The sequence below is a fragment of the Viridibacillus sp. FSL H8-0110 genome (assembly GCF_038003565.1).
In the GTDB taxonomy this organism is placed as follows: domain Bacteria; phylum Bacillota; class Bacilli; order Bacillales_A; family Planococcaceae; genus Viridibacillus; species Viridibacillus arenosi.
Window position 1 is genome coordinate 361,932 of record NZ_JBBOPJ010000001.1, and the last position, 24,697, is coordinate 386,628.

General features: G+C 40.3%; 20 protein-coding genes, 9 tRNA genes and 3 rRNA genes. 31 read left to right on the forward strand and 1 reads right to left on the reverse strand.

Annotated features, from left to right (window positions below):
* Positions 1-4 precede the first annotated feature (4 nt).
* The 5 genes from MHH98_RS01870 to MHH98_RS01890 all read left to right on the forward strand — a co-directional run bounded on the left by MHH98_RS01870 (position 5) and on the right by MHH98_RS01890 (position 6,309).
* Positions 5-1,372 carry a UDP-N-acetylmuramoyl-tripeptide--D-alanyl-D-alanine ligase gene (locus MHH98_RS01870; protein ID WP_038185937.1) on the forward strand — a complete coding sequence of 456 codons (1,368 nt, stop codon included), beginning with the start codon at positions 5-7 and terminating at the stop codon, positions 1,370-1,372.
* A 96-nt stretch (positions 1,373-1,468) separates the two neighbouring features.
* The gene (locus tag MHH98_RS01875; protein WP_038185924.1) at positions 1,469-2,158 is read left to right on the forward strand and encodes an alpha/beta hydrolase; all 690 of its coding nucleotides are present in this window, start codon (positions 1,469-1,471) and stop codon (positions 2,156-2,158) included.
* Between the two features lie 343 nt (positions 2,159-2,501).
* A complete protein-coding gene (locus MHH98_RS01880) occupies positions 2,502-4,076 on the forward strand; it encodes a DEAD/DEAH box helicase (RefSeq protein ID WP_038185921.1) in 1,575 nt (524 codons plus the stop codon).
* Between the two features lie 183 nt (positions 4,077-4,259).
* The gene (locus MHH98_RS01885; RefSeq protein WP_038185918.1) at positions 4,260-4,739 is read left to right on the forward strand and encodes a PH domain-containing protein; all 480 of its coding nucleotides are present in this window, start codon (positions 4,260-4,262) and stop codon (positions 4,737-4,739) included.
* Complete coding sequence (locus MHH98_RS01890) at positions 4,732-6,309, forward strand: PH domain-containing protein (RefSeq protein ID WP_038185915.1); 1,578 nt, start codon at positions 4,732-4,734, stop codon at positions 6,307-6,309. Before MHH98_RS01885 ends, MHH98_RS01890 begins: the two co-directional genes overlap by 8 nt.
* A gap of 36 nt (positions 6,310-6,345) precedes the next feature.
* Here MHH98_RS01890 and MHH98_RS01895 read toward each other — a convergent pair whose 3' ends face one another.
* Positions 6,346-6,960 (reverse strand): rhomboid family intramembrane serine protease, encoded by a 615-nt coding sequence (locus MHH98_RS01895; RefSeq protein WP_076034782.1) that lies wholly within the window; start codon positions 6,958-6,960, stop codon positions 6,346-6,348.
* Positions 6,961-7,027: 67 nt separating this feature from the next.
* On the opposite strand from MHH98_RS01895, the gene acpS reads away from it, so the two are divergent.
* The 26 genes from acpS to tsaD all read left to right on the forward strand — a co-directional run bounded on the left by acpS (position 7,028) and on the right by tsaD (position 24,687).
* Positions 7,028-7,381, forward strand: a complete 354-nt coding sequence (acpS, locus tag MHH98_RS01900) for a holo-ACP synthase (RefSeq protein WP_038185908.1) — start codon at positions 7,028-7,030, stop codon at positions 7,379-7,381.
* 57 nt (positions 7,382-7,438) lie between these two features.
* Complete coding sequence (locus tag MHH98_RS01905) at positions 7,439-8,608, forward strand: LolA family protein (RefSeq protein WP_340712197.1); 1,170 nt, start codon at positions 7,439-7,441, stop codon at positions 8,606-8,608.
* A 70-nt stretch (positions 8,609-8,678) separates the two neighbouring features.
* Complete coding sequence (gene alr / locus MHH98_RS01910) at positions 8,679-9,797, forward strand: alanine racemase (protein WP_340712198.1); 1,119 nt, start codon at positions 8,679-8,681, stop codon at positions 9,795-9,797.
* Positions 9,798-9,975: 178 nt separating this feature from the next.
* Complete coding sequence (locus tag MHH98_RS01915) at positions 9,976-10,257, forward strand: hypothetical protein (RefSeq protein ID WP_038185902.1); 282 nt, start codon at positions 9,976-9,978, stop codon at positions 10,255-10,257.
* 4 nt (positions 10,258-10,261) lie between these two features.
* Positions 10,262-10,612: a type II toxin-antitoxin system PemK/MazF family toxin gene (locus MHH98_RS01920; RefSeq protein WP_038185900.1), complete on the forward strand. Its 351-nt coding sequence runs from the start codon at positions 10,262-10,264 to the stop codon at positions 10,610-10,612.
* 210 nt (positions 10,613-10,822) lie between these two features.
* Positions 10,823-11,164, forward strand: coding sequence for an STAS domain-containing protein (locus MHH98_RS01925; RefSeq protein ID WP_051448738.1), 342 nt, complete (start codon positions 10,823-10,825; stop codon positions 11,162-11,164).
* A complete protein-coding gene (rsbW, locus tag MHH98_RS01930) occupies positions 11,151-11,621 on the forward strand; it encodes an anti-sigma B factor RsbW (protein WP_038185897.1) in 471 nt (156 codons plus the stop codon). The genes MHH98_RS01925 and rsbW overlap by 14 nt, the downstream gene beginning before the upstream one ends.
* Positions 11,599-12,381, forward strand: coding sequence for an RNA polymerase sigma factor SigB (sigB, locus tag MHH98_RS01935; protein WP_038185895.1), 783 nt, complete (start codon positions 11,599-11,601; stop codon positions 12,379-12,381). Before rsbW ends, sigB begins: the two co-directional genes overlap by 23 nt.
* Positions 12,382-12,701: 320 nt before the next feature.
* Positions 12,702-14,864, forward strand: a complete 2,163-nt coding sequence (locus MHH98_RS01940) for a Tex family protein (RefSeq protein ID WP_340712199.1) — start codon at positions 12,702-12,704, stop codon at positions 14,862-14,864.
* 65 nt (positions 14,865-14,929) lie between these two features.
* Complete coding sequence (locus tag MHH98_RS01945) at positions 14,930-15,385, forward strand: SprT family protein (protein WP_038185889.1); 456 nt, start codon at positions 14,930-14,932, stop codon at positions 15,383-15,385.
* Between the two features lie 103 nt (positions 15,386-15,488).
* Positions 15,489-15,563 (forward strand) — tRNA-Asn (locus tag MHH98_RS01950).
* Positions 15,564-15,566: 3 nt separating this feature from the next.
* Positions 15,567-15,641, forward strand: a tRNA-Glu gene (locus MHH98_RS01955).
* Between the two features lie 10 nt (positions 15,642-15,651).
* A tRNA-Asp gene (locus MHH98_RS01960) sits at positions 15,652-15,728 on the forward strand.
* A gap of 8 nt (positions 15,729-15,736) precedes the next feature.
* Positions 15,737-15,811: transfer RNA gene (locus tag MHH98_RS01965), tRNA-Gln, on the forward strand.
* Positions 15,812-15,830: 19 nt separating this feature from the next.
* Positions 15,831-15,906: transfer RNA gene (locus tag MHH98_RS01970), tRNA-Lys, on the forward strand.
* 60 nt (positions 15,907-15,966) lie between these two features.
* Positions 15,967-16,053, forward strand: a tRNA-Leu gene (locus tag MHH98_RS01975).
* 28 nt (positions 16,054-16,081) lie between these two features.
* Positions 16,082-16,158 (forward strand) — tRNA-Arg (locus MHH98_RS01980).
* Between the two features lie 25 nt (positions 16,159-16,183).
* Positions 16,184-16,257, forward strand: a tRNA-Gly gene (locus MHH98_RS01985).
* A 146-nt stretch (positions 16,258-16,403) separates the two neighbouring features.
* Positions 16,404-17,956: ribosomal RNA gene (locus MHH98_RS01990) — 16S ribosomal RNA — on the forward strand.
* Positions 17,957-18,140: 184 nt separating this feature from the next.
* Positions 18,141-21,070: ribosomal RNA gene (locus MHH98_RS01995) — 23S ribosomal RNA — on the forward strand.
* A 187-nt stretch (positions 21,071-21,257) separates the two neighbouring features.
* A 5S ribosomal RNA gene (gene rrf, locus MHH98_RS02000) occupies positions 21,258-21,373 on the forward strand.
* Together the 16S, 23S and 5S rRNA genes with 9 tRNA genes alongside form the textbook arrangement of a ribosomal RNA operon.
* Positions 21,374-21,842: 469 nt before the next feature.
* A tRNA-Asp gene (locus MHH98_RS02005) sits at positions 21,843-21,919 on the forward strand.
* A 143-nt stretch (positions 21,920-22,062) separates the two neighbouring features.
* Positions 22,063-22,515, forward strand: a complete 453-nt coding sequence (tsaE, locus tag MHH98_RS02010) for a tRNA (adenosine(37)-N6)-threonylcarbamoyltransferase complex ATPase subunit type 1 TsaE (RefSeq protein ID WP_038179489.1) — start codon at positions 22,063-22,065, stop codon at positions 22,513-22,515.
* Entirely contained in the window at positions 22,512-23,213 is a 702-nt protein-coding gene (gene tsaB / locus MHH98_RS02015) for a tRNA (adenosine(37)-N6)-threonylcarbamoyltransferase complex dimerization subunit type 1 TsaB (RefSeq protein ID WP_038179487.1), read from the forward strand. Before tsaE ends, tsaB begins: the two co-directional genes overlap by 4 nt.
* Positions 23,214-23,224: 11 nt before the next feature.
* Positions 23,225-23,668, forward strand: a complete 444-nt coding sequence (gene rimI / locus MHH98_RS02020) for a ribosomal protein S18-alanine N-acetyltransferase (RefSeq protein ID WP_038179485.1) — start codon at positions 23,225-23,227, stop codon at positions 23,666-23,668.
* Positions 23,668-24,687 (forward strand): tRNA (adenosine(37)-N6)-threonylcarbamoyltransferase complex transferase subunit TsaD, encoded by a 1,020-nt coding sequence (tsaD, locus tag MHH98_RS02025; RefSeq protein WP_340712200.1) that lies wholly within the window; start codon positions 23,668-23,670, stop codon positions 24,685-24,687. Before rimI ends, tsaD begins: the two co-directional genes overlap by 1 nt.
* Positions 24,688-24,697 lie beyond the last annotated feature (10 nt).

The following is a 24,697-nucleotide window of genomic DNA, read 5'->3' on the forward strand; positions in this document are numbered from 1 at the left end:
GAGAATGAAAAAAACATTAAAGCAAATTGCAAAGTGGTTAAATTGTGATCAGCAACAATTAGAAGATGTTGTTGTAACAGGAATCTCAATAAATACACGTACGTTGCAAGCGGGAGATTTATTTATCCCTTTCCGTGGTGAAAAAACAAATGGTCATCGTTATGTAACACAAGCATTTGAAAACGGCGCAGCGGCATCATTTTGGCTAAAGGATGAACCGAATCCTCCTGCTGGCCTCCCATTACTTTTTGTAGATGATGCAGAAGAGGCACTTCAACAAATGGCATCAGCATATCGCCAAGAGCATAGAGCAACGTTTATCGGTATTACAGGCTCAAATGGGAAAACTTCAACAAAAGACTTAGTAGCTGGAGTGTTATCGCCGTACTACAAAGTGCAAAAAACAGAAGGCAACTTTAATAATGAGTTAGGTTTACCGTTAACAATTTTATCACTAGACGAAGATACAGATTTTGCTATTCTCGAGATGGGAATGAGTGGTTTTGGTGAAATTGAATTTTTGACTAAATTAGCTAAACCACATTTTACAGCTATCACGAATATTGGAGAAGCGCATATGCAAGATCTTGGTTCAAGAGCGGGTATTGCAAAAGCAAAGTTTGAAATTGTTCAAGGTTTACAACCAGGTGGTAAGTTGTTCTATGACGGTGATGAGCCATTACTTACACCACTTGTTACAGTGCAAAAAGAATTACAAGCCGTATCATTTGGACTGAAAGGATCAGCGGATATAACGGCGACTAATATTGCGACAACTGAAAACGGTAGTTCTTTTACTGTTAAGGGTTTGTTGAATGGGGATTTCTTCATCTCAGTATTAGGAAGTCACCAAGTGAAAAATACATTGGTAGCGATTTTAATTGCTCGTGAAGTAGGGCTATCGGCGGAACAAATTCGCGAAGCTTTAAAAGAGGTTTCATTAACCAATATGCGCATGCAATTAGTAAATGGAGCGCAAGATATCTTATTTATTAATGATGCGTACAACGCAGCGCCAACTTCTATGAAGGCAGCATTACAGTTTTTACAAACGACAGAAATACGTTCAGATAAATGGGCAGTGCTTGGAGATATGTTAGAACTAGGTGAGCTAGAACAACAGTTCCATGAGGAAATTGCAGAGCAAATTGATGGTAAGAACATCCATCAAGTATGTTTATTTGGACCACGTATGAAGTGGTTATACGATAAGTTGAAAAATAATCTACCAGCAGATCGTCTATTATGGACTGCAGAAGATTATGAAATAATTATTCAACACCTTCGCAAGAATGCAGGTGCAGATTCTATTGTCTTGTTAAAAGGTTCACGTGGAATGGCACTCGAAAATATATTAAACGCGTTTAAATAATTTACTTATTTGTAAAAGCATCTAAAAAGGTTGAGTTCCTTTTAGATGCTTTTTTTCTATAAAATAATGGGTACACTATGAGCGGAGGTTGACGTGATGACAACAGGCGTGCTTTGTATTCATGGTTTTACAGGTGGACCACAAGAATTAAAACCGTTTGTGGATTTCTTGCAACAGAAAACGGATTGGCTTGTTCTTGTGCCTACTCTTTCAGGACATGGTGAAGAATTGCATTTAGATAATTATAAAGCTGAACATTGGCTAATGGATGCGGAACTTGCTTATAAAAAGTTAGCTAAAGAAGTAGATGTAGTCTTTGTTGTAGGTTTTTCGATGGGTGGACTAATAGCCCTTTATCTAGCGTTACGATATGAAGTGGAGAAGTTGATATTACTAAGCGCTGCGGCAAAATATATTAGCGTCCGTCAATTGCTAAAAGATATTAAAGAATTGACTAACGATTTGTTTCATGGAGAGCTAGAGCAAAATGAGCTATACCATCGTTATGACAATAAAATTAGCAATGTTCCGATGTCATCGACGTTAGAATTCCTTCGTTTAGTGCGGAAAATAGAACCTTATTATGAAAAAATCACAGTACCAATTTGTATAGTACAAGGGGAAGTGGATGGAATAGTGCCAGCAATAACCGCACAATTTTTATATGACCGATTAGGGTCTACAAAAAAACAATTAATACTTTCACCAAATGGTAAGCACCATATTTGCTTTAGCGATGATAGGTATGAATGGTTTCAATCTGTACTGAACTTTTTGTTAGAGTGAAAAAAACAGATAATTTTGACTGATGGATATTGATTGCATAGTGTGGATACTCGTGTTAGACTATTGAAAGCAATGGATACATTTTGTGTGAAGACTCTCCGAGATGATGGAGAGTGCTTTTTTTTGAACATTACGGTTTATTCTTTTTTGGGTTAGAATTCCCCGAGAATTGAACCGCTCGGCAAAGACCGGGCTTTACTTTATATATATAAAATTCCTCTGGAACTTATACAGAGATATATTAAGAGACGGAAACGTTCCTCTCACAAGGCTCGATTTGCCCTATTTTCATCTGAAAATGTAACCATTTGTCAAATGCATGAGCAAAAAGGAGAATGAAACTTTGACAAATTTTTCAGAATTAAACGTTAGCGCTTCTATCCAAAAATCCCTATCACGTATGGGCTTTGAAGAAGCAACCCCAATCCAAGAAGGTACAATTTCATTTGCGAAAGAAGGACGCGACATTATCGGCCAGGCACAAACTGGTACTGGTAAAACTGCAGCGTTTGGTATTCCGCTTATCGAGAAAATTGATATCAATAATCCTGCAATCCAAGGCTTAATTATTGCCCCAACTCGCGAATTAGCAATCCAAGTTTCTGAAGAACTTCATAAAATTGGTTATGATACACGTGCACGAATTTTATCAGTATATGGTGGACAGGATATTGGTCGCCAAATCCGTGCTCTTAAAAATAAACCGCAAATTATTGTTGGTACTCCTGGTCGTATTCTTGACCATATCAACCGTCGTACATTGAAATTAGATAACGTTCAAACACTTGTGTTAGACGAAGCTGATGAAATGTTAAACATGGGATTCATCGAAGATATCAATACAATTTTAGAAAACGTTCCAGCTGAACGCCAAACATTACTGTTCTCAGCTACTATGCCTGGACCAATTCGTAAAATTGCAGAGAAATTCATGAAAGATCCTGAAGTGGTTAAAATTAAATCTAAAGAAATGACAGTAGAAAACATTGAGCAATTTTTCGTTAAGTCTCAAGAACGCGAAAAATTCGATATCCTTTCTCGTCTTTTAAATGTTCACCAACCAGAATTAGCGATCGTATTTGGTCGTACAAAACGTCGTGTTGATGAATTAGCTCACGCTTTAAGCATTCGCGGTTACCTTGCTGAAGGTATTCATGGTGATTTAAGCCAAGCAAAACGTATTTCAGTATTACGTCAATTCAAAGAAAACAAAATTGATGTATTAGTTGCAACAGACGTAGCAGCTCGTGGCCTTGATATTTCAGGTGTAACTCACGTTTATAACTTCGATATCCCACAAGACCCAGAATCTTACGTTCACCGTATTGGACGTACAGGTCGTGCTGGTAAATCAGGTATGGCAATTACATTTGTAACTCCACGTGAAATGGGTTACCTACGTATCGTTGAAGAAACAACTAAAAAACGTATGACAGCTCTTCGTCCACCAACAGCGGATGAGGCTTTAGTTGGCCAACAAGCTCTTGCAGTAGAACAATTAACTGAACTAGTTGAGAAAAATCACTTAAGTGATTACCGTTCAATGGCAGAAGACTTATTAGCTAAACACGAAGCTGTTGACTTAGTAGCAGCGGCTATTAAATCAATGACTAAAGAGCCGGATGATACACCAATTAAAATCACTGAAGAACGCCCATTACCACAACGTGGCGGACGTTCAGGTGGTGGCGGCAGTCGTGGCGGTCGCTCAAGTGGCGGCGGTGGCGGTTACCGTGGCGGTCGCTCAAGCGGCGGCAGCAGCCGTGGTGGAGAACGCAGCGGACGTGGCGGAGAACGCGGTGGAAGCCGTGGAGAACGTGGAGGAGATCGTGGTCGTCGTGAAGGTGGCGGTCGTCGTGAAGGCGGAGCTAGCCAAGGTGGACGCACTCGTGCACCACGCAAACGTAGTGAAGACTAAAATTTATTTGAAAAAGCTATTCCATTTCGGTGGGGTAGCTTTTTTATTTTATATATATAGGTATGGATGTATTTGGCACTTAACTATTGGACAGTTCAACGGCCTCTCTGTAGACTGAAAATAATTGAAACATTTCATAGTATTCAAACGTAAAAGATTTATAAGAGAAGTGAGGTGGACAAAGTGAGTGTAGAACCAAAATACCAAATATCGAGAAAAGGTCTAACCGTATGGCGTGTTTACGGTATCATTCAATCACTGATTGTTTTATTAGTGGTGGCAGGTGTTGGGGCGTTAACGTGGTTTTTTGAATGGTATTGGTGGATATACATAATCTGCGCAGTAGTGCCGTTTGTTTTTGCATTTTTATTTATTTATCTATTTCCTAAAATACGTTGGGACCATTGGCGTTACGAAGTACGTGAACAAGAAATTGAAGTGCAACATGGGTTGTTTATTGTTGTTAGGACATTAGTGCCGATGGTGCGAGTACAACATGTTGATACTTCGCAAGGTCCAATATTAAAGCGTTATGGATTAGCTGAAATGACAATCTCAACAGCAGCAACGACGCATACAATTCCGGCGCTCGTCATGGCTGAGGCAGATGATTTACGGGCGCGTATATCTGAATTAGCAAGGGTGGCGGAAGACGATGTCTGATGAAAAATTTAAATTGCACCCAATATCAGCTGTTATAAATTTCATCACAGGTTTGAAGGATTTAATATTACCGTTTGTCATTATTTTAGTTAGTAATGGCTTTAAGTTGAATTTAGATCCACATGATGAAGAATTTTGGTCGGATCTTATACCATTAGCAATTGCTGTTTTCTTATTAATGCTAAATTTAATTGGTGGGATTGTGAAATGGAGGCGCTTTGTTTACTGGTTTGAAGACGGTGAACTTAGAGTGGAGTATGGACTTTTCGTAAAAAAGAAACGTTATATCCCATTTGAAAGGATTCAAAGCTTGAATTATCAAGAGGGGATTTTCCATCGGCCATTTGGGCTTGTCAAAGTCAGTGTAGAAACAGCTGGTAGTAATGATGGGAAAGCAGAGGCGGAATTGACTGCTATCACGCGAATCGCTGCTGACATGATTGAAATTGAGATGAAACGGACGAAAAGGGAGAAACGACAAGTAACTACTCTAAATGAATCAGTAGATGAAATTGGACATGAAAATGTAACTGAAACTGATGCTAAGACAGTCTCAAATCAACAAAAACAATATATTGAAGAGGATATCCAAAGAGATGTTATCTTCAATATGTCTATAAAGGACTTACTTGTTTTAGCAACCACATCAGGTGGTATTGGAGTGGTGTTTTCAGGCATAGCGGCTATTGCATCACAGTTTGGAAATATTATTCCTTACGATTATTTGTATGGTGAATTTCAAGCATTTATTAAAGTGGGCGTAGTATTATTAGCTCTAATGGTATTTTTCGTGCTACTTATTGCTTGGGCACTGTCTGTCGTTCTAACATTATTAAGTAATTATGGATTCATTGTTGAACGTGAAAATGACAAGCTTATTATTACGCGGGGGTTATTAGAGAAAAAACGTATAACTATTCCAATCAATCGAATTCAAGGTATTAAAATTGTAGAGAATCCATTGCGTCAAATGTTTGGTTATGCAACGGTTGTTGTGGAAAGTGCTGGAGGTGCAGTGCTGGATAAAGATAAGAAAATTATTCTTATGCCACTTGTGAAAAGGGGTCAAGCAATAACTCCTTTACAACAATTGTTCCCAGAAATTAATTGGTTACCAATACTGAAACGTTCCCCTAAAAAGGGTCGTTCGTTTTACTATCGCTCCGATTTTTTATGGATGCTACCATTGATTGGGGTGGTAAGTTACTTCTTTTTCCCTTATGGATTATTGTCATTAATCATTATACCGTTAGCGATTTTACTTGGTTTATGGCAGCATAAGACTGCGGGTTATGCAGTAGAGGGGCATCAACTAACAATTAGTTATCGTTCATTTAGTCGGATTACAGTCTTCATGGAGAAAAAACGTATTCAGCAGATGAGTTTGCGGCAAACGTACTTCCAAAGAAAAAAAGGTGTTGCTTCAATTGGAACGACGATTATGTCAGGTTCAATGGGGTCATCCGCAGTGATTGCTCATTTTGAAAAAAATGATATGGAAGAAATAATGACTTGGTATAAACCGAATATGAAACAGGTTCATGATGAACAACAGGTTTATGGGCCATAAGAAAAAGCTGTTGAGTATGAAACTCAACAGCTTTTCTTATTTTTTCTTTTTTATCCGCCAATTTAATATTCTTCGCGGATGGAAGTCAATTAGACCGATAATGAAACCGGTTAGCAAACCAACAATGTGCGCAGTTGCATTAACATTAGATTGTAGGAATGTCATTATTACACTTACAATGATAAGAGGCAGGATTGTTTGTTTTAATTGTGGCATGGTATTTCTCGTATAATAGACTAGTGCAGCAAATGCACCGAAAATACCAAATATAGCACCACTAGCACCAACGCTGATGTAGTTTGGTGGTTGTATTAAATAGGTTGCTACATTACCTAAAAGTCCTGCGAAAAAATAGATGGTGAAGAATCTCATCTTCCCTGCAATTTTTTCAAGTTCAGGACCAAATAAATAAAGCCAGAACATATTAAATAGTAAGTGTAGAAAACCTGCGTGAAGGAAGATAGGAGTCACTAGTCGCCAATATTCCCCGTCGGCAATTAAAAAGTTTGCACCGGCACCTAAGTTGAATACGTTATCACCAACAATAGGTAAAACCCCTATTGCATAGATTAAAATATTTAATGCAATTATTAATGAAACGACAGGGTAATATTTTATGTACTGTGAAAAATTTTCTCTACGATTAAACATCTATTCACCTCAATTTTGTATAATTATTATACATTGTTTTAGCTGATGAAAGAAAGGGGAACCTTATATGATAAAAGGAATCGGATTAGATATCGTCGAAATCAAACGTGTCAAACGATCCAATGATCTCAGTGAAAAATTTAGACAGCGCATTTTAACAAATAAGGAACTCGCTATTTTTGATACATTAAAAGCACGTCGCCAAATGGAGTTCTTAGCAGGGAGATTTTCTGCTAAGGAAGCTTACTCAAAAGCAAATGGAACGGGCATTGGTAAGAGTTGCGGATTTCTAGACATCGAAGTTTTGCCCAATCAGTTGGGTCAACCGATTCTTTATTTTAAAGGGAAAAGTGTAGATGGTTATGTAAGTATAACCCACTCTAAAGAATATGCTGCAGCTCAAGTAATCCTTCTAGCATAAACGCTTAGCTTGTTTCATAAGATATCTTAACGGATAGAATTGAGAAGGGATGGGAAATTGCGAAAACGTTTTATAGTGTTTGCGTTACTTATGATTGTATCACTGGTTTTGGGAGCTTGTGGTTCAAATTCAAAGGAAGCAGTTTTGAAAAAAACGAGTAATAAATGGACAGAAACAAAGGGGTATGATTTGACCGCCCAGATGGAGATTAAATCAGGTACAGAACCCCGTACTTATGATGTAAATGTATGGCATACAAAACCCGATTTTTATCGTGTAGCCGTTGCACAACAAGGGGAAAAAGATTCGCAAATGATTATACGCAATGAAGATGGTGTATTTGTAGTAACACCTTCTATGAAAAAGACGTATAAATTCCAAAGTGATTGGCCGAAACAAAATAGTCAGGCTTACTTAATCGGTGCACTTGCTGAAGATTTAAAGGCTGACGAGAATGCAAAAATGACAGAATCAGACAAGTCTTATGTCTTTGAAGTTAAGACACGTAATAATCATTCGAAGATGTTACCTTATCAGCAAATTTTTATTGATAAAAAGACATTACTTCCAACTAAAGTTTCGGTATTAAATGAAGCAAAGGAAGAACAAATTGTTATTACATTTAAGAAAATCTCGCTTGGAACGTCAAGAAAAGGTACAGACTATGCAGTAGAGGATTTCTCTAAAAAAGGCGCGAATGATAAAGGGACAACTGATGAAACAGCAACGAAGGAAAATGCAACTGATGAAAAAGCTGAAGGAACCACAACTGAAAAAGAAAATGCTAAAGATGACTCTGGAAAAACATCAGAGAATGCAACTGGAGAAGATAAAGCAGGGACTAAAAGCGTAACAGGTGATGCACAAGCAGGAGCTGAAATTGAAAATCCTGAATTCCAAACGCATTATCCAGTTCTTAAATGGGATAATGTCAAACTGACTGATGAAAAAACAGTTGCAAGTGCAGATGGTGAAAGAAGAATTTTGACATTCGAGGGTGACAAGCCATTCACAGTGATTGAACAAGCTGCTAAAACAAATCCACTCTCTGTTCCGGTATTTGCACCAGGTGATCCTGCTGATTTAGGATTTACTATTGGAGCAATTACAGATAATTCGATTAGCTGGGAGAAAAATGGGGTATCTTTCTTTATAGCGACAAATTCTTTAACTCGTGAAGAGATGGTGGAAGTTGCATCATCTATGGTAAATGGCGAAGTAAAGTGATGAAACATTTGACCTAACCTTTTTCAGGGCGGATAATAGAAAAAAATCCATTTTTAAAGAGGGATCATCTATGTATCAGCATCAATATTTCCGCCCTACTAAGGCAATCGTTGAATTAGAAAATATTCAATTTAACATCAAACAACTGCGTGAACACTTAAATACGACGACAGAAATTATTGCAGTTGTTAAAGCGAATGCATACGGTCATGGTGATTTACAGGTAGCAAATGCATCGTTACAGGCTGGAGCTTCAATGCTAGCCGTAGCGACTCCTGAGGAAGCACTTCATTTAAGAGAGTTTATAAAAGAAGCTCCAATTTTAATTTTAGGAGCAACACCGGTATATTTTGCAACTTTTGCAGCACAATACGATATATCTCTAACTGTGTTTTCGTTGGATTGGGTAAATGAAGTTGCGAAACAAGCAGCGAACTTTGAAAAACCTTTGAAGCTACATATTAAAATTGATAGCGGTATGGGACGTATCGGCGTTAGAAAACTAACTGAGTTAACAGCATTATATAATGCCATCGATGCGAACGAGCACTTTTTAATCGATGGCATTTTCACTCATTTTGCAACAGCAGATGAAGAAGATTCTACTCAATACAACGAACAATTAGCAACGTTCATATCGTTTGTAGAGAGTTTACCTAAGAAGCCGCGTCTTGTACATGCTGCCAATACAGCTGCCACATTAAATAAAGAAAATGTGCAATTTGATGCCGTCAGATTCGGTGTGTCTATGTATGGACTAGCACCATCACCATATGTGGAAAAGCATCTACCATTTTCTTTGAAACCAGCTTTGTCACTTGAAAGTGAACTTGTTCATGTGAAGAAAATTGAACAAGGTGATACAGTGAGTTATGGTGGCAACTATGTAGCAACTGAAGATGAGTGGATTGGTACAATGCCGATTGGCTATGCTGATGGTCTATTACGAGGACTTGCTGGTCAAGAAGTATTGATACAAGGGAATCGCGTTCCGATAATTGGACGTATTTGCATGGATCAATGTATGATCAAGCTTCCATATGAAATGTCGGTTGGAGAAAAGGTTATATTAATTGGTCGACAACAGCAAGAGGAAATTCAGATGAAAGAATGGTCAGATAGACTTCAGACAATTGTATATGAAATACCGTGTATGTTAACATCAAGAATCCCAAGAATTTATAAGTAATTTCAACAACTTTAAGTCTTTAATAACAATGATTGCAGCCGACAAATAAAAACATTTCCACCCACAATGTCAAATTCTTACCTTTCTTGTCTATTCAACAATTAATTTCAATGTTAAGATAGGGATAAGTTGAAAGTTGAATTGAAAAAGATGGAATGTTTTGTCGGAGGTGCTGGCCGTGAATAAGAAGAGGATAAGTGAAGTTATCTTAGAGCTCCCTAAGCATAAGATGGCTGAGAATATTGAACAAGCTTATAGACAAATTACGACAGAATGCGATGAATTCGTTTATACACCAACCAAGAGATACAAAAGAGAATACAAACAAAATCAAATACGAGAAGCAATGGTTAAAGGTTATATAGAGATGTCACAAATTAACTTATCCATATGTAGCGAATGTTTACATTTAGAATATGAAGCTGAACATATGGTGGAGCGTCTCGTAAGCGGAGGATGAAAACTTGATCGTAAAACGTGGTGACGTTTTTTTTGCTGATTTATCACCAGTTATCGGGTCTGAGCAAGGTGGTACAAGACCCGTTCTGGTTATTCAAAATGACATAGGAAATCGTTTCAGCCCAACAGTAATTATTGCGGCCATTACTGCGCAAATTCAGAAGGCAAAACTACCAACTCATGTCGAAATAGATGCTAAGCAGTATGGTTTCGAAAGAGATTCAGTCATCTTACTTGAACAATTGCGTACAATAGATAAATCACGATTGACTGATAAAATAACACAACTTGATGATCCCTTAATGGAAAAAGTAGAAGAAGCATTAGAAATTAGCTTGGGACTTTTGAAATTTTAACGGTATACATAAATGTTAAGCACTGAAGTGAATCTCACTTTGGTGCTTTTTTTAATTGATGATTGTCATTATTAGTCTAATGAGAGGGTGGATACTGAGTACATTTAATGTAAGAAATTTTAAAAAAACTAATGAAAAGGTTTAATGCTATCAAAATAGGGTAATATATGAGTAATTGAACTAGATTAGTAGTTGGAAGGAGATTTTAATGTGGATTTCAAACTAGAAACTATAGACGCACAAAAAAGTATAGCTTATGTCAATGGAGAAATAGATGCCTTCACTGCACCTAAGCTTCGTGAGCAACTAAATATCATTAAATTAACTGAGAATATTCAGATTGAATTAGACTTTCATGATGTAGTATATATGGATAGTACAGGATTAGGTGTCATCGTTGCTTTTTACAAAAACGTAATTAGCGTCGGTGGAGATGTGAAATTAAGAGGGTTATCACCACGTTTATATCGCTTGTTTAATATAACTGGACTAAGTGACATAATGAATATTGAAGAAGAGGGGAAGGCGACTACTAACCATGAAGGAATTTGATTACTTTGAAATGAGAATACCAGCAAAGCCTCAATATGTAGGGGTTATACGTTTAACCATTTCAGGTTTAGCGAATCGAATTGGCTTTTCTTATGATGATATTGAAGATTTGAAAATTGCATCAAGTGAAGCGATTACTAATGCTATTCAACACGCTTATGAAGAAGATGATGACGGTGAAGTCGTAGTAGGTTGTGCGTTATATAAAGAAAAAATTGAAATCATGGTAGCGGATTATGGTTATAGCTTTGATTTTAAGGAAGTGAGAAAAAGGGTTGGTCCTTATCATGAAGAAGAAGATGTTCAATTTATTCGAGAAGGTGGCCTCGGTCTTTATTTAATAGAAACTCTAATGGATGAGGTAAAAGTGCTTAACGACAATGGCGTTACTGTTTTAATGACAAAATATGTCGCCAGAGAGCAGGTGACTGAAAATGTGGAAAAAATCACCCTCTAAATCAGCTTCAAAAGAGCAAGTTATAGAATGGATTAATAGATATCAAGAAAATGAAGATAATGAAGCGCAAACCAATTTAGTTTTACAATATAAATACTTAGTAGAGTCGCTTGCAAGAAAGTATTCAAAAGGTGGATCTTACCACGATGATATTGTCCAAGTAGGTATGCTTGGATTACTTGGTGCTATTAGAAGGTTTGATGTGTCTTTTGGTCGTAACTTTGAAGCTTTTGCAGTTCCCACAATTATTGGTGAGATAAAGCGTTTTTTACGTGATAAATCGTGGGATGTCCATGTGCCAAGACGTATTAAAGAGCTTGGGCCACGTATTAAGTCCGCAGTAGAACAACTGACAATAGAATTCCAGCGTTCTCCTCATGTAAATGAAATTGCAGAGTACTTGGGAGTGGAGGAAGAAGAAATATTAGAAGCAATGGAAATGGGGCAGAGTTATCAAGCGTTATCGATGGATTATACATTGGAATCCGATTCAGATGGTAGTTCTATGACTCTTTTCGATATCGTTGGTAATGAAGATGAAGAATATGAGAAAACAAATCGACGCATGATTGTAGCTGAAGCTATGACGGTTTTAACAGAGAAAGAAAAACGTATCATTCAGCTTACATATTTGGAACAATTAAGCCAGAAAGAAGCAGGGGAAAGTCTGGGGATCTCACAGATGCATGTTTCAAGACTACAAAGAAAAGCGATTAAAAAGCTACGAGAAGCCGTTGGTGCCACCAGTAGTATCCATTGAAAATTTTTATATAAAATAGATTAATGGTTTAATAATCGTTATAAATGCAGGTTTATGTAATATAAGAATCTCTATCTATGCCATGCGCGAATTAATAATATGGCGTGGTATTGAAAGACTGGACACCTTATTAAAGCGGCGATGGTTGGCGAGAGCCAAAATAACAATAGAAACTTTGATGTTAGGAGTCTGCTCTTTTGAGTAGGCTTTTTTATTTATTGTAAATTAATGAAATTTAAGGTGATTCAAAGCCACCTGATAAAGGTTTTTGAACTTACCTATATGATAAGATAAATAGGATAGAGAAAGGTTGTGACTGTATGGACAACAAAAAAATGCAGCAATTAATTTCGAAAGAACTTAGCATCCGACCAAAACAAGTAGAATCGGTTATCGAATTGCTAGAAGGCTCAAATACAGTGCCGTTTATAGCGCGCTATCGTAAAGAAGCAACTGGTTCACTTGATGAAGTCCAGATTAAAGCAATCGAAGATCGTTATCAGTATTTACAACAACTACAACAACGAAAAGAAGAAGTACTTCGCCTTATTGATGAACAAGGCAAACTAACTGAAGAACTTAAAAAAGATATAGAGGCGGCATCCATTTTAAAAAGAGTGGAAGATTTATATCGTCCCTATAAACAAAAGCGTAGAACAAAAGCGACAATTGCTAAAGAAAAGGGGTTAGAGCCTTTAGCGGATGAATTGATGAAATTTGAATTAACTTCACTAGCTGAGTTAGCTGCACCTTACATTAATGAAAATGTGGAGTCAATAGAGGAAGCATTACAAGGTGCTAGCGATATTTTAGCAGAACGTTTTGCAGATGATGCAGCTATTCGTGAGAAAATTCGTAAGCTATCATGGCAAAATGGCAAGATTCTTTCGGCAGTAAAAGATCAAAGTTTAGACGAAAAATCAGTCTATGAAATGTACTATGAATATGAAGAACCAATTAATAAAATTGTTCCTCATCGCATACTAGCTATTAATCGTGGTGAAAAAGAAGACATTTTGAAAATCAATATAGCTGTACCAGTAGAGCGTGTACATCAATTGATGTGTACAGAATGGATTCCGCGTACATCCTCACCAGCAGCCAAACAAGTTGAATTAGCCGTTGAAGATGCATACAAACGATTAATTCAGCCTTCAATTGAAAGAGAATTGCGCGGAGAGTTGACGGAGAAGGCAGAGGCTCAAGCAATTCATATTTTCTCTGAAAATTTACGTAACCTACTATTACAACCTCCATTAAAAGATCGCTTTGTATTGGGACTTGACCCAGCATATCGAACGGGTTGTAAATTAGCTGTAGTGGATGACATGGGTAAAATGCTTGAAATCTCTGTTATCTATCCACATCCGCCAAAAGCGGATCCAGTGCAATCCAAGAAGGTATTCAAGGACATATTGCAAAGGTATCCTATATCTATTATCGCTATTGGTAATGGGACAGCCTCCCGCGAGTCAGAGCAGTTTGTAGCAGAATGTTTGAAAGAATTAAATAGTGAAACAGCATTTGTTATTGTTAATGAAGCTGGAGCAAGTGTGTATTCCGCATCGGAAGTAGCACGGGATGAGTTTCCGGATTTACAAGTTGAACAACGTAGTGCTGTTTCGATTGCGAGAAGATTACAAGATCCGCTGGCTGAGCTTGTGAAAATTGAACCGAAGGCAGTAGGTGTTGGGCAATACCAGCATGACGTATCTCAGAAAAAGCTTGCAGACTCTTTAACATTTATCGTTGAAACAGCTGTTAACCAAGTAGGTGTAGATGTGAATACTGCATCATCTTCACTTTTACAATATGTTTCAGGGTTATCAAAAACAGTAGCAGAAAACATTGTTAAAGTCCGTGGTGAAAATGGGAAGTTTACAGCTCGTACACAGTTGAAGAAAATTCCGCGTCTGGGGGCTAAAACGTATGAACAAGCAATCGGTTTCTTACGAATTTCTGAAGCGAAAAACCCGTTAGATGCAACGGGTATTCACCCAGAAAGTTATGACCTTGCAAACCAACTACTTGAAGTTGCTTCTATTAAGAAGGAACAGCTAGGTACAACAGAAGCTGAAAAAGCGCTAGCAAACTTAGATATTTCAACTTTGAGCTCCCAGTTGGATATAGGTGAAGTAACGTTAAAAGATGTCATTGATACATTGATGAAACCTTCACGTGATCCACGCGACGCTTTCCCGCAACCATTATTAAAGAAAGATATTTTGAAAATGGAAGATTTGCAATCAGGAATGGAGATGCAAGGGACGGTACGCAACGTAGTGGATTTCGGTGCATTTGTCGATATCGGTGTTAAACAAGATGGTCTTGTCCATATTTCTAAATTAAAAAACGGCTATGTAAAACATCCTTTAGATGTAGTAGCTCTTGGCGACATCGTAACAGTATGGGTAGAAAAGATTGAAAAGGATAAAGGGAGAATTGCCTTAACGATGCTTCCCCCAACAAAACAAATCGATTAAAATAGCAGGAAAATAAACCTCGCTTTAAAGCGAGGTTTATTTTATAGAAGAAAGGGAAGGATAATATGACAGATAAAGAGCTACAAAACCTTGTAATAGAAATCTCTATAAATGTATTCCATAAATCATTTAGACATCAAGCTTATTTTAATAAGCGATTACGCTCTACAGGCGGTAGATACTTATTACGATCTCATAATATAGAGATTAATCCGAAAGCGTTTGAAAAGTTCGGTATTCAAGAAGTAGAAGGGATTATTCGTCATGAGCTATGTCATTATCATCTTCATATAGAAGGAAAGGGGTATAAACATCGGGATGCAGATTTTCGGTTTCTATTAAAAGAAACTAATGCTCCTAGATACTGTTCTAACTTAACAGAGATAACGGGGAAGAAGTCTAATAAAAGTTATACTTATATATGTATAAAATGTGGTACAAACTATGATAGAAAAAAAAGAATGAACCCCGCAAAATACCGTTGTAGCAAGTGTTTAGGGCACATTAAACAAATTGGTTGAAAGTTTTTTTAGAAAAATGCTTGACCTTTTCAAAATACCTGTCTATAATAATAAAAGTCGACAAGGTGATGACGACAAAATGTAACGAAATGCAACATATTTTTCCGAAGTAGCTCAGTGGTAGAGCATCCGGCTGTTAACCGGACGGTCGTAGGTTCGAGTCCTACCTTCGGAGCCATATGGCCCCTTGGTCAAGCGGTTAAGACACCGCCCTTTCACGGCGGTAACACGGGTTCGAATCCCGTAGGGGTCACCAATCTTTATATGGTCCGGTAGTTCAGTTGGTTAGAATGCCTGCCTGTCACGCAGGAGGTCGCGGGTTCGAGTCCCGTCCGGACCGCCATTTATTTTTGGGGTATAGCCAAGCGGTAAGGCAACGGATTTTGATTCCGTCATGCCCTGGTTCGAATCCAGGTACCCCAGCCATTTTCATTATTTTAGCTACGAGTCATTAGCTCAGTTGGTAGAGCATCTGACTTTTAATCAGAGGGTCGCAGGTTCGAATCCTGCATGACTCACCATTTTAACTTGACATTATGTTTTAAGGTGATATAATATAACCTACATGTTTCAATTAAAATGCGGCCGTGGCGGAATGGCAGACGCGCTAGGTTGAGGGCCTAGTCGAGGTTTACTCGGTGGAGGTTCAAGTCCTCTCGACCGCACCAAACACTTATAATATATAATATACGATATGCGCCCGTAGCTCAATTGGATAGAGCGTCTGACTACGGATCAGAAGGTTGTGGATTCGACTTCTGCCGGGCGCGCCATATTTTTTAAAAACATAATATTAATGCGGGTGTAGTTTAGTGGTAAAACCACAGCCTTCCAAGCTGTTGTCGAGAGTTCGATTCTCTTCACCCGCTCCAATATAATTTATGAACCTTGAAAACTGAACATGCAAGACGTTAATCAATAAATGTTTTTGAACATCAACTCTGTTGGTGGATCAAAACAAAAATAGATATCATCTTCGGATGATACGCTAGCAAAGCTAATGAGCTTTCAAACTACTTTTATGGAGAGTTTGATCCTGGCTCAGGACGAACGCTGGCGGCGTGCCTAATACATGCAAGTCGAGCGAATGATGAAGAAGCTTGCTTCTTCTGATTTAGCGGCGGACGGGTGAGTAACACGTGGGCAACCTACCTAGTAGATTGGGATAACTCCGGGAAACCGGGGCTAATACCGAATAATCCATTTTGTCACATGGCAAAATGCTGAAAGGCGGTTTCGGCTGTCACTACTAGATGGGCCCGCGGTGCATTAGCTAGTTGGTGGGGTAACGGCCTACCAAGGCAACGATGCATAGCCGACCTGAGAGGGTGATCGGCCACATTGGGACTGAGACACGGCCCAAACTCCTACGGGAGGCAGCAGTAGGGAATCTTCCACAATGGACGAAAGTCTGATGGAGCAACGCCGCGTGAGTGATGAAGGTTTTCGGATCGTAAAACTCTGTTGTAAGGGAAGAACAAGTACGTTAGTAACTGAACGTACCTTGACGGTACCTTATTAGAAAGCCACGGCTAACTACGTGCCAGCAGCCGCGGTAATACGTAGGTGGCAAGCGTTGTCCGGATTTATTGGGCGTAAAGCGCGCGCAGGTGGTTTCTTAAGTCTGATGTGAAAGCCCACGGCTCAACCGTGGAGGGTCATTGGAAACTGGGAGACTTGAGTGCAGAAGAGGAAAGTGGAATTCCAAGTGTAGCGGTGAAATGCGTAGAGATTTGGAGGAACACCAGTGGCGAAGGCGACTTTCTGGTCTGTAACTGACACTGAGGCGCGAAAGCGTGGGGAGCAAACAGGATTAGATACCCTGGTAGTCCACGCCGTAAACGATGAGTGCTAAGTGTTAGGGGGTTTCCGCCCCTTAGTGCTGCAGCTAACGCATTAAGCACTCCGCCTGGGGAGTACGGCCGCAAGGTTGAAACTCAAAGGAATTGACGGGGGCCCGCACAAGCGGTGGAGCATGTGGTTTAATTCGAAGCAACGCGAAGAACCTTACCAGGTCTTGACATCCCAATGACCGCTCTAGAGATAGAGTTTTCCCTTCGGGGACATTGGTGACAGGTGGTGCATGGTTGTCGTCAGCTCGTGTCGTGAGATGTTGGGTTAAGTCCCGCAACGAGCGCAACCCTTGATCTTAGTTGCCATCATTTAGTTGGGCACTCTAAGGTGACTGCCGGTGACAAACCGGAGGAAGGTGGGGATGACGTCAAATCATCATGCCCCTTATGACCTGGGCTACACACGTGCTACAATGGACGATACAAAGAGTCGCTAACTCGCGAGGGTATGCTAATCTCATAAAATCGTTCTCAGTTCGGATTGTAGGCTGCAACTCGCCTACATGAAGCCGGAATCGCTAGTAATCGTGGATCAGCATGCCACGGTGAATACGTTCCCGGGCCTTGTACACACCGCCCGTCACACCACGAGAGTTTGTAACACCCGAAGTCGGTGAGGTAACCTTTATGGAGCCAGCCGCCGAAGGTGGGATAGATGATTGGGGTGAAGTCGTAACAAGGTAGCCGTATCGGAAGGTGCGGCTGGATCACCTCCTTTCTAAGGATAATTACGGAAACAGATCTTGGATCTGTCGATTAACGTCTTGCGTTCAGTTTTGAAGGCTCATTGTAAAATGATCTTCAAAACCTTGTTCTTTGAAAACTGGATAAAACGACATTGAAGCAAATTAAGTAACACATTTTTTATTATTAAGTTTTTTAGGCTTAATAACTAACTTTTAGGTTAAGTTATTAAGGGCGCATGGCGGATGCCTTGGCACTAGGAGCCGAAGAAGGACGGCACTAACACCGATATGCTTCGGGGAGCTGTAAGTGAGCTTTGATCCGGAGATTTCCGAATGGGGGAACCCACTGTTCGTAATGGAGCAGTATCTTGACGTGAATACATAGCGTCTTGATGGCAGACCCAGGGAACTGAAACATCTAAGTACCTGGAGGAAGAGAAAGAAAAATCGATTCCCTGAGTAGCGGCGAGCGAAACGGGAATAGCCCAAACCAAGAGGCTTGCCTCTTGGGGTTGTAGGACACTCTATATGGAGTTACAAAGGAATGAGTTAAACGAAGCGGTCTGGAAAGGCCCGCCAGAGCAGGTAACAGCCCTGTAGTTGAAAGTTCATTCTCTCTTGAGTGTATCCTGAGTACGGCGGAACACGTGAAATTCCGTCGGAATCTGGGAGGACCATCTCCCAAGGCTAAATACTACCTAGTGACCGATAGTGAACCAGTACCGTGAGGGAAAGGTGAAAAGCACCCCGGAAGGGGAGTGAAATAGATCCTGAAACCATGTGCCTACAAGTAGTTAGAGCCCGTTAATGGGTGATAGCGTGCCTTTTGTAGAATGAACCGGCGAGTTACGATTACATGCGAGGTTAAGTTTTAGAAGACGGAGCCGCAGCGAAAGCGAGTCTGAATAGGGCGAATGAGTATGTGGTTGTAGACCCGAAACCAGGTGATCTACCCATGTCCAGGGTGAAGGTAAGGTAACACTTACTGGAGGCCCGAACCCACGTACGTTGAAAAGTGCGGGGATGAGGTGTGGGTAGCGGAGAAATTCCAATCGAACCTGGAGATAGCTGGTTCTCTCCGAAATAGCTTTAGGGCTAGCCTCGTGATAAAGAATCCTGGAGGTAGAGCACTGTTTGAACTAGGGGTCCATCCCGGATTACCGAATTCAGACAAACTCCGAATGCCAGTGATTTATGCACGGGAGTCAGACTGCGAGTGATAAGATCCGTAGTCAAGAGGGAAACAGCCCAGACCACCAGCTAAGGTCCCAAAGTAATTGTTAAGTGGAAAAGGATGTGACGTTGCTTAGACAACCAGGATGTTGGCTCAGAAGCAGCCATCATTTAAAGAGTGCGTAATAGCTCACTGGTCGAGTGACGCTGCGCCGAAAATGTATCGGGGCTAAACAATTCACCGAAGCTGTGGATGGACATCTTAGATGTCCGTGGTAGGAGAGCGTTCTAAGTGCTGTGAAGTCAGACCGGAAGGACTGGTGGAGCGCTTAGAAGTGAGAATGCCGGTATGAGTAGCGAAAGACGGGTGAGAATCCCGTCCACCGAATGACTAAGGTTTCCTGAGGAAGGCTCGTCCGCTCAGGGTTAGTCGGGACCTAAGCCGAGGCCGATAGGCGTAGGCGATGGACAACAGGTTGATATTCCTGTACCACCTATTTACCATTTGAGCAATGGGGGGACGCAGTAGGATAGGGTAAGCATGCTGTTGGTTATGCATGTTCAAGCAGTGAGGCGTGAAATGAGGCAAATCCCATTTCTATAACGTTGAGCTGTGATGACGAGGACGTATGTCCGGAGTTCCTGATTTCACACTGCCAAGAAAAGCCTCTAGCGAGGTAAAAGGTGCCCGTACCGCAAACCGACACAGGTAGTCGAGGAGAGAATCCTAAGGTGTGCGAGAGAACTCTCGTTAAGGAACTCGGCAAAATGACCCCGTAACTTCGGGAGAAGGGGTGCTCTAGTAGGGTGAAAGCCCGAGAGAGCCGCAGTGAATAGGCCCAGGCGACTGTTTAGCAAAAACACAGGTCTCTGCAAAACCGTAAGGTGACGTATAGGGGCTGACGCCTGCCCGGTGCTGGAAGGTTAAGAGGAGTGCTTAGCGCAAGCGAAGGTGCGAATTGAAGCCCCAGTAAACGGCGGCCGTAACTATAACGGTCCTAAGGTAGCGAAATTCCTTGTCGGGTAAGTTCCGACCCGCACGAAAGGCGTAACGATCTGGGCACTGTCTCAACGAGAGACTCGGTGAAATTATAGTACCTGTGAAGATGCAGGTTACCCGCGACAGGACGGAAAGACCCCGTGGAGCTTTACTGTAGCCTGATATTGAATTTTGATACATCTTGTACAGGATAGGTAGGAGCCAGAGATTCCGGAGCGCCAGCTTCGGAGGAGGCGTTGGTGGGATACTACCCTAGATGTATTGAACTTCTAACCCATGCCCCTTAGCGGGGTAGGAGACAGTGTCAGGCGGGCAGTTTGACTGGGGCGGTCGCCTCCTAAAGAGTAACGGAGGCGCCCAAAGGTTCCCTCAGAATGGTTGGAAATCATTCGTAGAGTGTAAAGGCATAAGGGAGCTTGACTGCGAGACCTACAAGTCGAGCAGGGTCGAAAGACGGGCTTAGTGATCCGGTGGTTCCGCATGGAAGGGCCATCGCTCAACGGATAAAAGCTACCCCGGGGATAACAGGCTTATCTCCCCCAAGAGTCCACATCGACGGGGAGGTTTGGCACCTCGATGTCGGCTCATCGCATCCTGGGGCTGTAGTCGGTCCCAAGGGTTGGGCTGTTCGCCCATTAAAGCGGTACGCGAGCTGGGTTCAGAACGTCGTGAGACAGTTCGGTCCCTATCCGTCGTGGGCGTAGGAAATTTGAGAGGAGCTGTCCTTAGTACGAGAGGACCGGGATGGACACACCGCTGGTGTACCAGTTGTTCTGCCAAGGGCATCGCTGGGTAGCTATGTGTGGACGGGATAAGTGCTGAAAGCATCTAAGCATGAAGCCCCCCTCAAGATGAGATTTCCCATTACGCAAGTAAGTAAGATCCCTCAAAGACGATGAGGTAGATAGGTTCGAGGTGGAAGTGTGGCGACATACGGAGCTGACGAATACTAATAGATCGAGGACTTAACCAAATTTTACTTAACAAACTTCAATGTAATTTATCCAGTTTTGAGAGAACAAGTTCTCTAAAAGAGAGTTTCAAGACACAAGTAGTACAAGGAAATGAACGAATGATAACCGGAATGTACTTTAGTACATGAGGATTTGAATGAGTGAAATTGACGTAGTAATACGATGTGTATTGGAAGTCTAATATAGTCTAGTGATGATGGCAAAGAGGTCACACCCGTTCCCATGCCGAACACGGAAGTTAAGCTCTTTAGCGCCGATGGTAGTTGGGGGTTTCCCCCTGTGAGAGTAGGACGTTGCTAGGCACATCAAAGCACAGCTGATTTAATCAGTTGTGTTTTTTTATTTGTCAAAAATGTAATGGTATATAAGATTTATATATCATTAAATGTAGTTTTTTATATTGTTATAAGTTTGGCGGGTTTGCGGGTTTTATTTTCCGAATCAGAGGAGAGCTGGATTAGTAGCTTCATTATTATGGCTAATTTAATTTGAGACATGGTAAACAGTGATCAAAATTTGCTTGGTAGGGAAATTTCTTTATTTAGGAAAGTTTGAGATTTACAATTATTGAATATTGCCATTTAAATAGAGTAAATGTAACTTCATTAGTGTAACTATTAATGATAGGTAGTTTAAAGTATTAGAAAAAGCTAGAATCATACAATATTAGCTGGATAAAGTAAAAATATTTTATGTAAAAGTAGTTTTTTTATGAAAATCTATTGCTAAAGCGTAGATTAGCTGATATAATAAATCTTGTCTTAAAGAAATGGTTCGGTAGTTCAGTTGGTTAGAATGCCTGCCTGTCACGCAGGAGGTCGCGGGTTCGAGTCCCGTCCGGACCGCCATTTACTTTTAAATTCAAATGTAAACACAGCTAATGTAGCTGTGTTATTTTTTTATGTCCAAAAAATTTTAGCCCGTTCACTTTGAACATTTGCGGCGCTTTAGGTAAACTATAGTTAATGTAAGTTTGAGAGGATAAGGTCGAATGACAATGGAGATATTGGTTAATTCATTAGAAGAAACACAAAATCTTGCTTTGAAACTGGCTGATTTGCTGGAAGCGCAGGATACGATTACACTTGAAGGAGATCTTGGCGCAGGTAAGACGACTTTTACACAGTCTTTGGCGAAGGGATTAGGAATTACACGTACAGTAAATAGTCCAACATTTACAATTTTAAAGCAATATGAGGGTAGATTGCCATTCAATCATTTAGATGTCTATCGACTAGCTGATAGCGACGAAGATTTAGGCTGGGATGAATTGTTTTTCGGTGATGCTGTGTCTGTAATAGAATGGGCTCATCTTATTGAGCAAGATCTGCCAGCTGAACGTCTAGGGATTGAAATCCATCGAATAGATGAAAATAAAAGACGATTTTTATTGAAACCAATCGGTAAGCGTTATGAAAGATTGTGTGAGGAGTTAATGAAATGATTTGGTTAGGGATAGATACATCGAATTCCCCGTTAGCTGTAGCCATTGTAAAAGATGGTCAAGTTGTAGCGGAGGAAGTAGCGAATATTAAATTAAATCATTCAATTGGGGCTATGCCTGCAATTGAGCGATTATTTGAAAGAGCAAAGATGAAACCAGCTGAAATTGATGCAATTGCAGTTGGAGAGGGTCCTGGTTCTTATACAGGTGTGCGCATTGGTGTTACGATTGCTAAGACACTTGCTTGGACATTAAAGAAACCACTAGTTGGTATTTCTAGTTTAAAGCTCTTAGCAGCAAATGCAGCACTTTATAATGGAGTTGTATGCTCTATTATTGACGCGAGAAGACAAAATGTCTACGCAGGTGCTTATAATATGTCAGCAGGTCTAACGTCAGCAGTTGAGGATGGGCATTATAGCTTGCAAGGATTACTTGAAAATTTAAAGAACTTAAATGCACCAGTGATGTTCGTTGGACATGATGTGGATTTATTTTGGGAGTCAATCCAAGACCAACTAGGAGATCATGCAGTACGTGCACCTTTTACTTTAGATTTACCTAGTGCTAGTCAGCTAATTCAATTAGCTTCACAACAGGAATTGCCTGATATTGAAGCTGTACATTCATTTGTACCTCAATATCGTCGTTTAGCTGAAGCTGAGGCGAATTGGATAAAAGAGCAGAAAGGTCAGTAATAGGTGAAACGATGATTATTTATCGAGAGATGACAGTGGCGGATGTACCAGCAGTGCATGCAATTGAAGCTGAAGTATTCCCATCACCGTGGACGATGGATTCTTTTTATCATGAAATGACTACAAATACACAAGCTACCTATGTTGTTGCTGTGGACGGCACAGAGCAAATTATAGGGTTTTGTGGCATGTGGATTGTATTAGATGAAAGTCAAATTACAAATGTGGCAGTAACAGCATCTGCTAGGGGTTTAGGGATAGGTGAAGGACTAATGCGTGAAGCAATTCGTATCGCTCGTGAACGGGCAGTTGTCGTTATGAGTTTAGAGGTACGTGTTACAAATACAGTTGCCCAAAATCTCTATCGTAAACTTGGCTTTCAAGATGGAGGTATCCGAAAAGGATACTATACAGATAATCAAGAGGACGCTCTTGTCATGTGGGTGAATTTATAATGGAAAATCGATATATATTAGGAATCGAAAGTAGTTGCGATGAAACGGCAGCTTCTATTGTCAAAAATGGGTGTGAAATAGTGTCAAATGTAGTGGCATCTCAAATTGAGAGTCACAAACGTTTTGGTGGTGTTGTACCAGAAATTGCTTCAAGACACCATGTAGAGCAAGTGACACTAGTGATTGAAGAGGCATTGGCGCAGGCAAATATGAAGCCAGAGAATCTAGATGCGGTAGCAGTAACAGAAGGTCCTGGGTTAGTTGGGGCACTTTTAATTGGTATTAATGCAGCGAAGGCTTTTGCATTTGCTAATGGCCTCCCGTTAATAGGTGTACATCATATTGCAGGGCATATATATGCAAATGCTTTAATGCAGCCGATGGAATTTCCTTTACTTGCTCTAGTGGTATCTGGTGGACATACAGAACTTGTTTTCATGAAGGAACATGGCTCATTTGAATTGATTGGAGAAACTCGTGATGATGCTGCTGGTGAAGCTTATGATAAGGTAGCTCGCGTATTGAATATTCAATATCCAGGTGGTCCGCATATTGACCGTATGGCGCATGAGAGTGATGAAGCAGTTAAATTTCCCCGAGTTTGGTTGGAAGAGGATTCATATGATTTCAGCTTTAGTGGTTTAAAATCTGCAGTGATTAACTATAAGCATAATGCCGAGCAACGAGGCATCGAAGTAAATCCATTACATGTTGCTAAAGGTTTCCAAGATAGTGTTGTAGAAGTGTTAACAGCGAAAACATTACGTGCAGCGCGACAGTTCAATGTGAAACAAGTAATTGCAGCTGGTGGTGTTTCAGCTAATAAAGGTCTGCGTAAATCACTAGAAGAAACATTTGCTAATGAAGGTATTCCTTTTTATGTGCCACCACTTAAATTGTGCACAGATAATGCGGCAATGATTGCTGCTGCTGGTACATTTATGTTTGAAGCTGGAAAGCGTAGCGATATGGGAATGAATGGACGCCCAGGTATGGAATTAGTATCTTGGCATAAATAATATCACTTAT

Coding starts and splice junctions, on each gene's coding strand:
- tsaD (WP_340712200.1), top strand. CDS start 23,668: ATGGAAAATCGATATATATTAGGAATCGAAAGTAGTTGCGATGAAACG.
- MHH98_RS01895 (WP_076034782.1), bottom strand. CDS start 6,960: ATGTTTAATCGTAGAGAAAATTTTTCACAGTACATAAAATATTACCCT.
- rsbW (WP_038185897.1), top strand. CDS start 11,151: ATGAAGGAATTTGATTACTTTGAAATGAGAATACCAGCAAAGCCTCAA.
- MHH98_RS01890 (WP_038185915.1), top strand. CDS start 4,732: ATGTCTGATGAAAAATTTAAATTGCACCCAATATCAGCTGTTATAAAT.
- MHH98_RS01940 (WP_340712199.1), top strand. CDS start 12,702: ATGGACAACAAAAAAATGCAGCAATTAATTTCGAAAGAACTTAGCATC.
- MHH98_RS01875 (WP_038185924.1), top strand. CDS start 1,469: ATGACAACAGGCGTGCTTTGTATTCATGGTTTTACAGGTGGACCACAA.
- alr (WP_340712198.1), top strand. CDS start 8,679: ATGTATCAGCATCAATATTTCCGCCCTACTAAGGCAATCGTTGAATTA.
- MHH98_RS01945 (WP_038185889.1), top strand. CDS start 14,930: ATGACAGATAAAGAGCTACAAAACCTTGTAATAGAAATCTCTATAAAT.
- rimI (WP_038179485.1), top strand. CDS start 23,225: ATGATTATTTATCGAGAGATGACAGTGGCGGATGTACCAGCAGTGCAT.
- tsaB (WP_038179487.1), top strand. CDS start 22,512: ATGATTTGGTTAGGGATAGATACATCGAATTCCCCGTTAGCTGTAGCC.
- tsaE (WP_038179489.1), top strand. CDS start 22,063: ATGACAATGGAGATATTGGTTAATTCATTAGAAGAAACACAAAATCTT.
- MHH98_RS01870 (WP_038185937.1), top strand. CDS start 5: ATGAAAAAAACATTAAAGCAAATTGCAAAGTGGTTAAATTGTGATCAG.
- sigB (WP_038185895.1), top strand. CDS start 11,599: ATGTGGAAAAAATCACCCTCTAAATCAGCTTCAAAAGAGCAAGTTATA.
- acpS (WP_038185908.1), top strand. CDS start 7,028: ATGATAAAAGGAATCGGATTAGATATCGTCGAAATCAAACGTGTCAAA.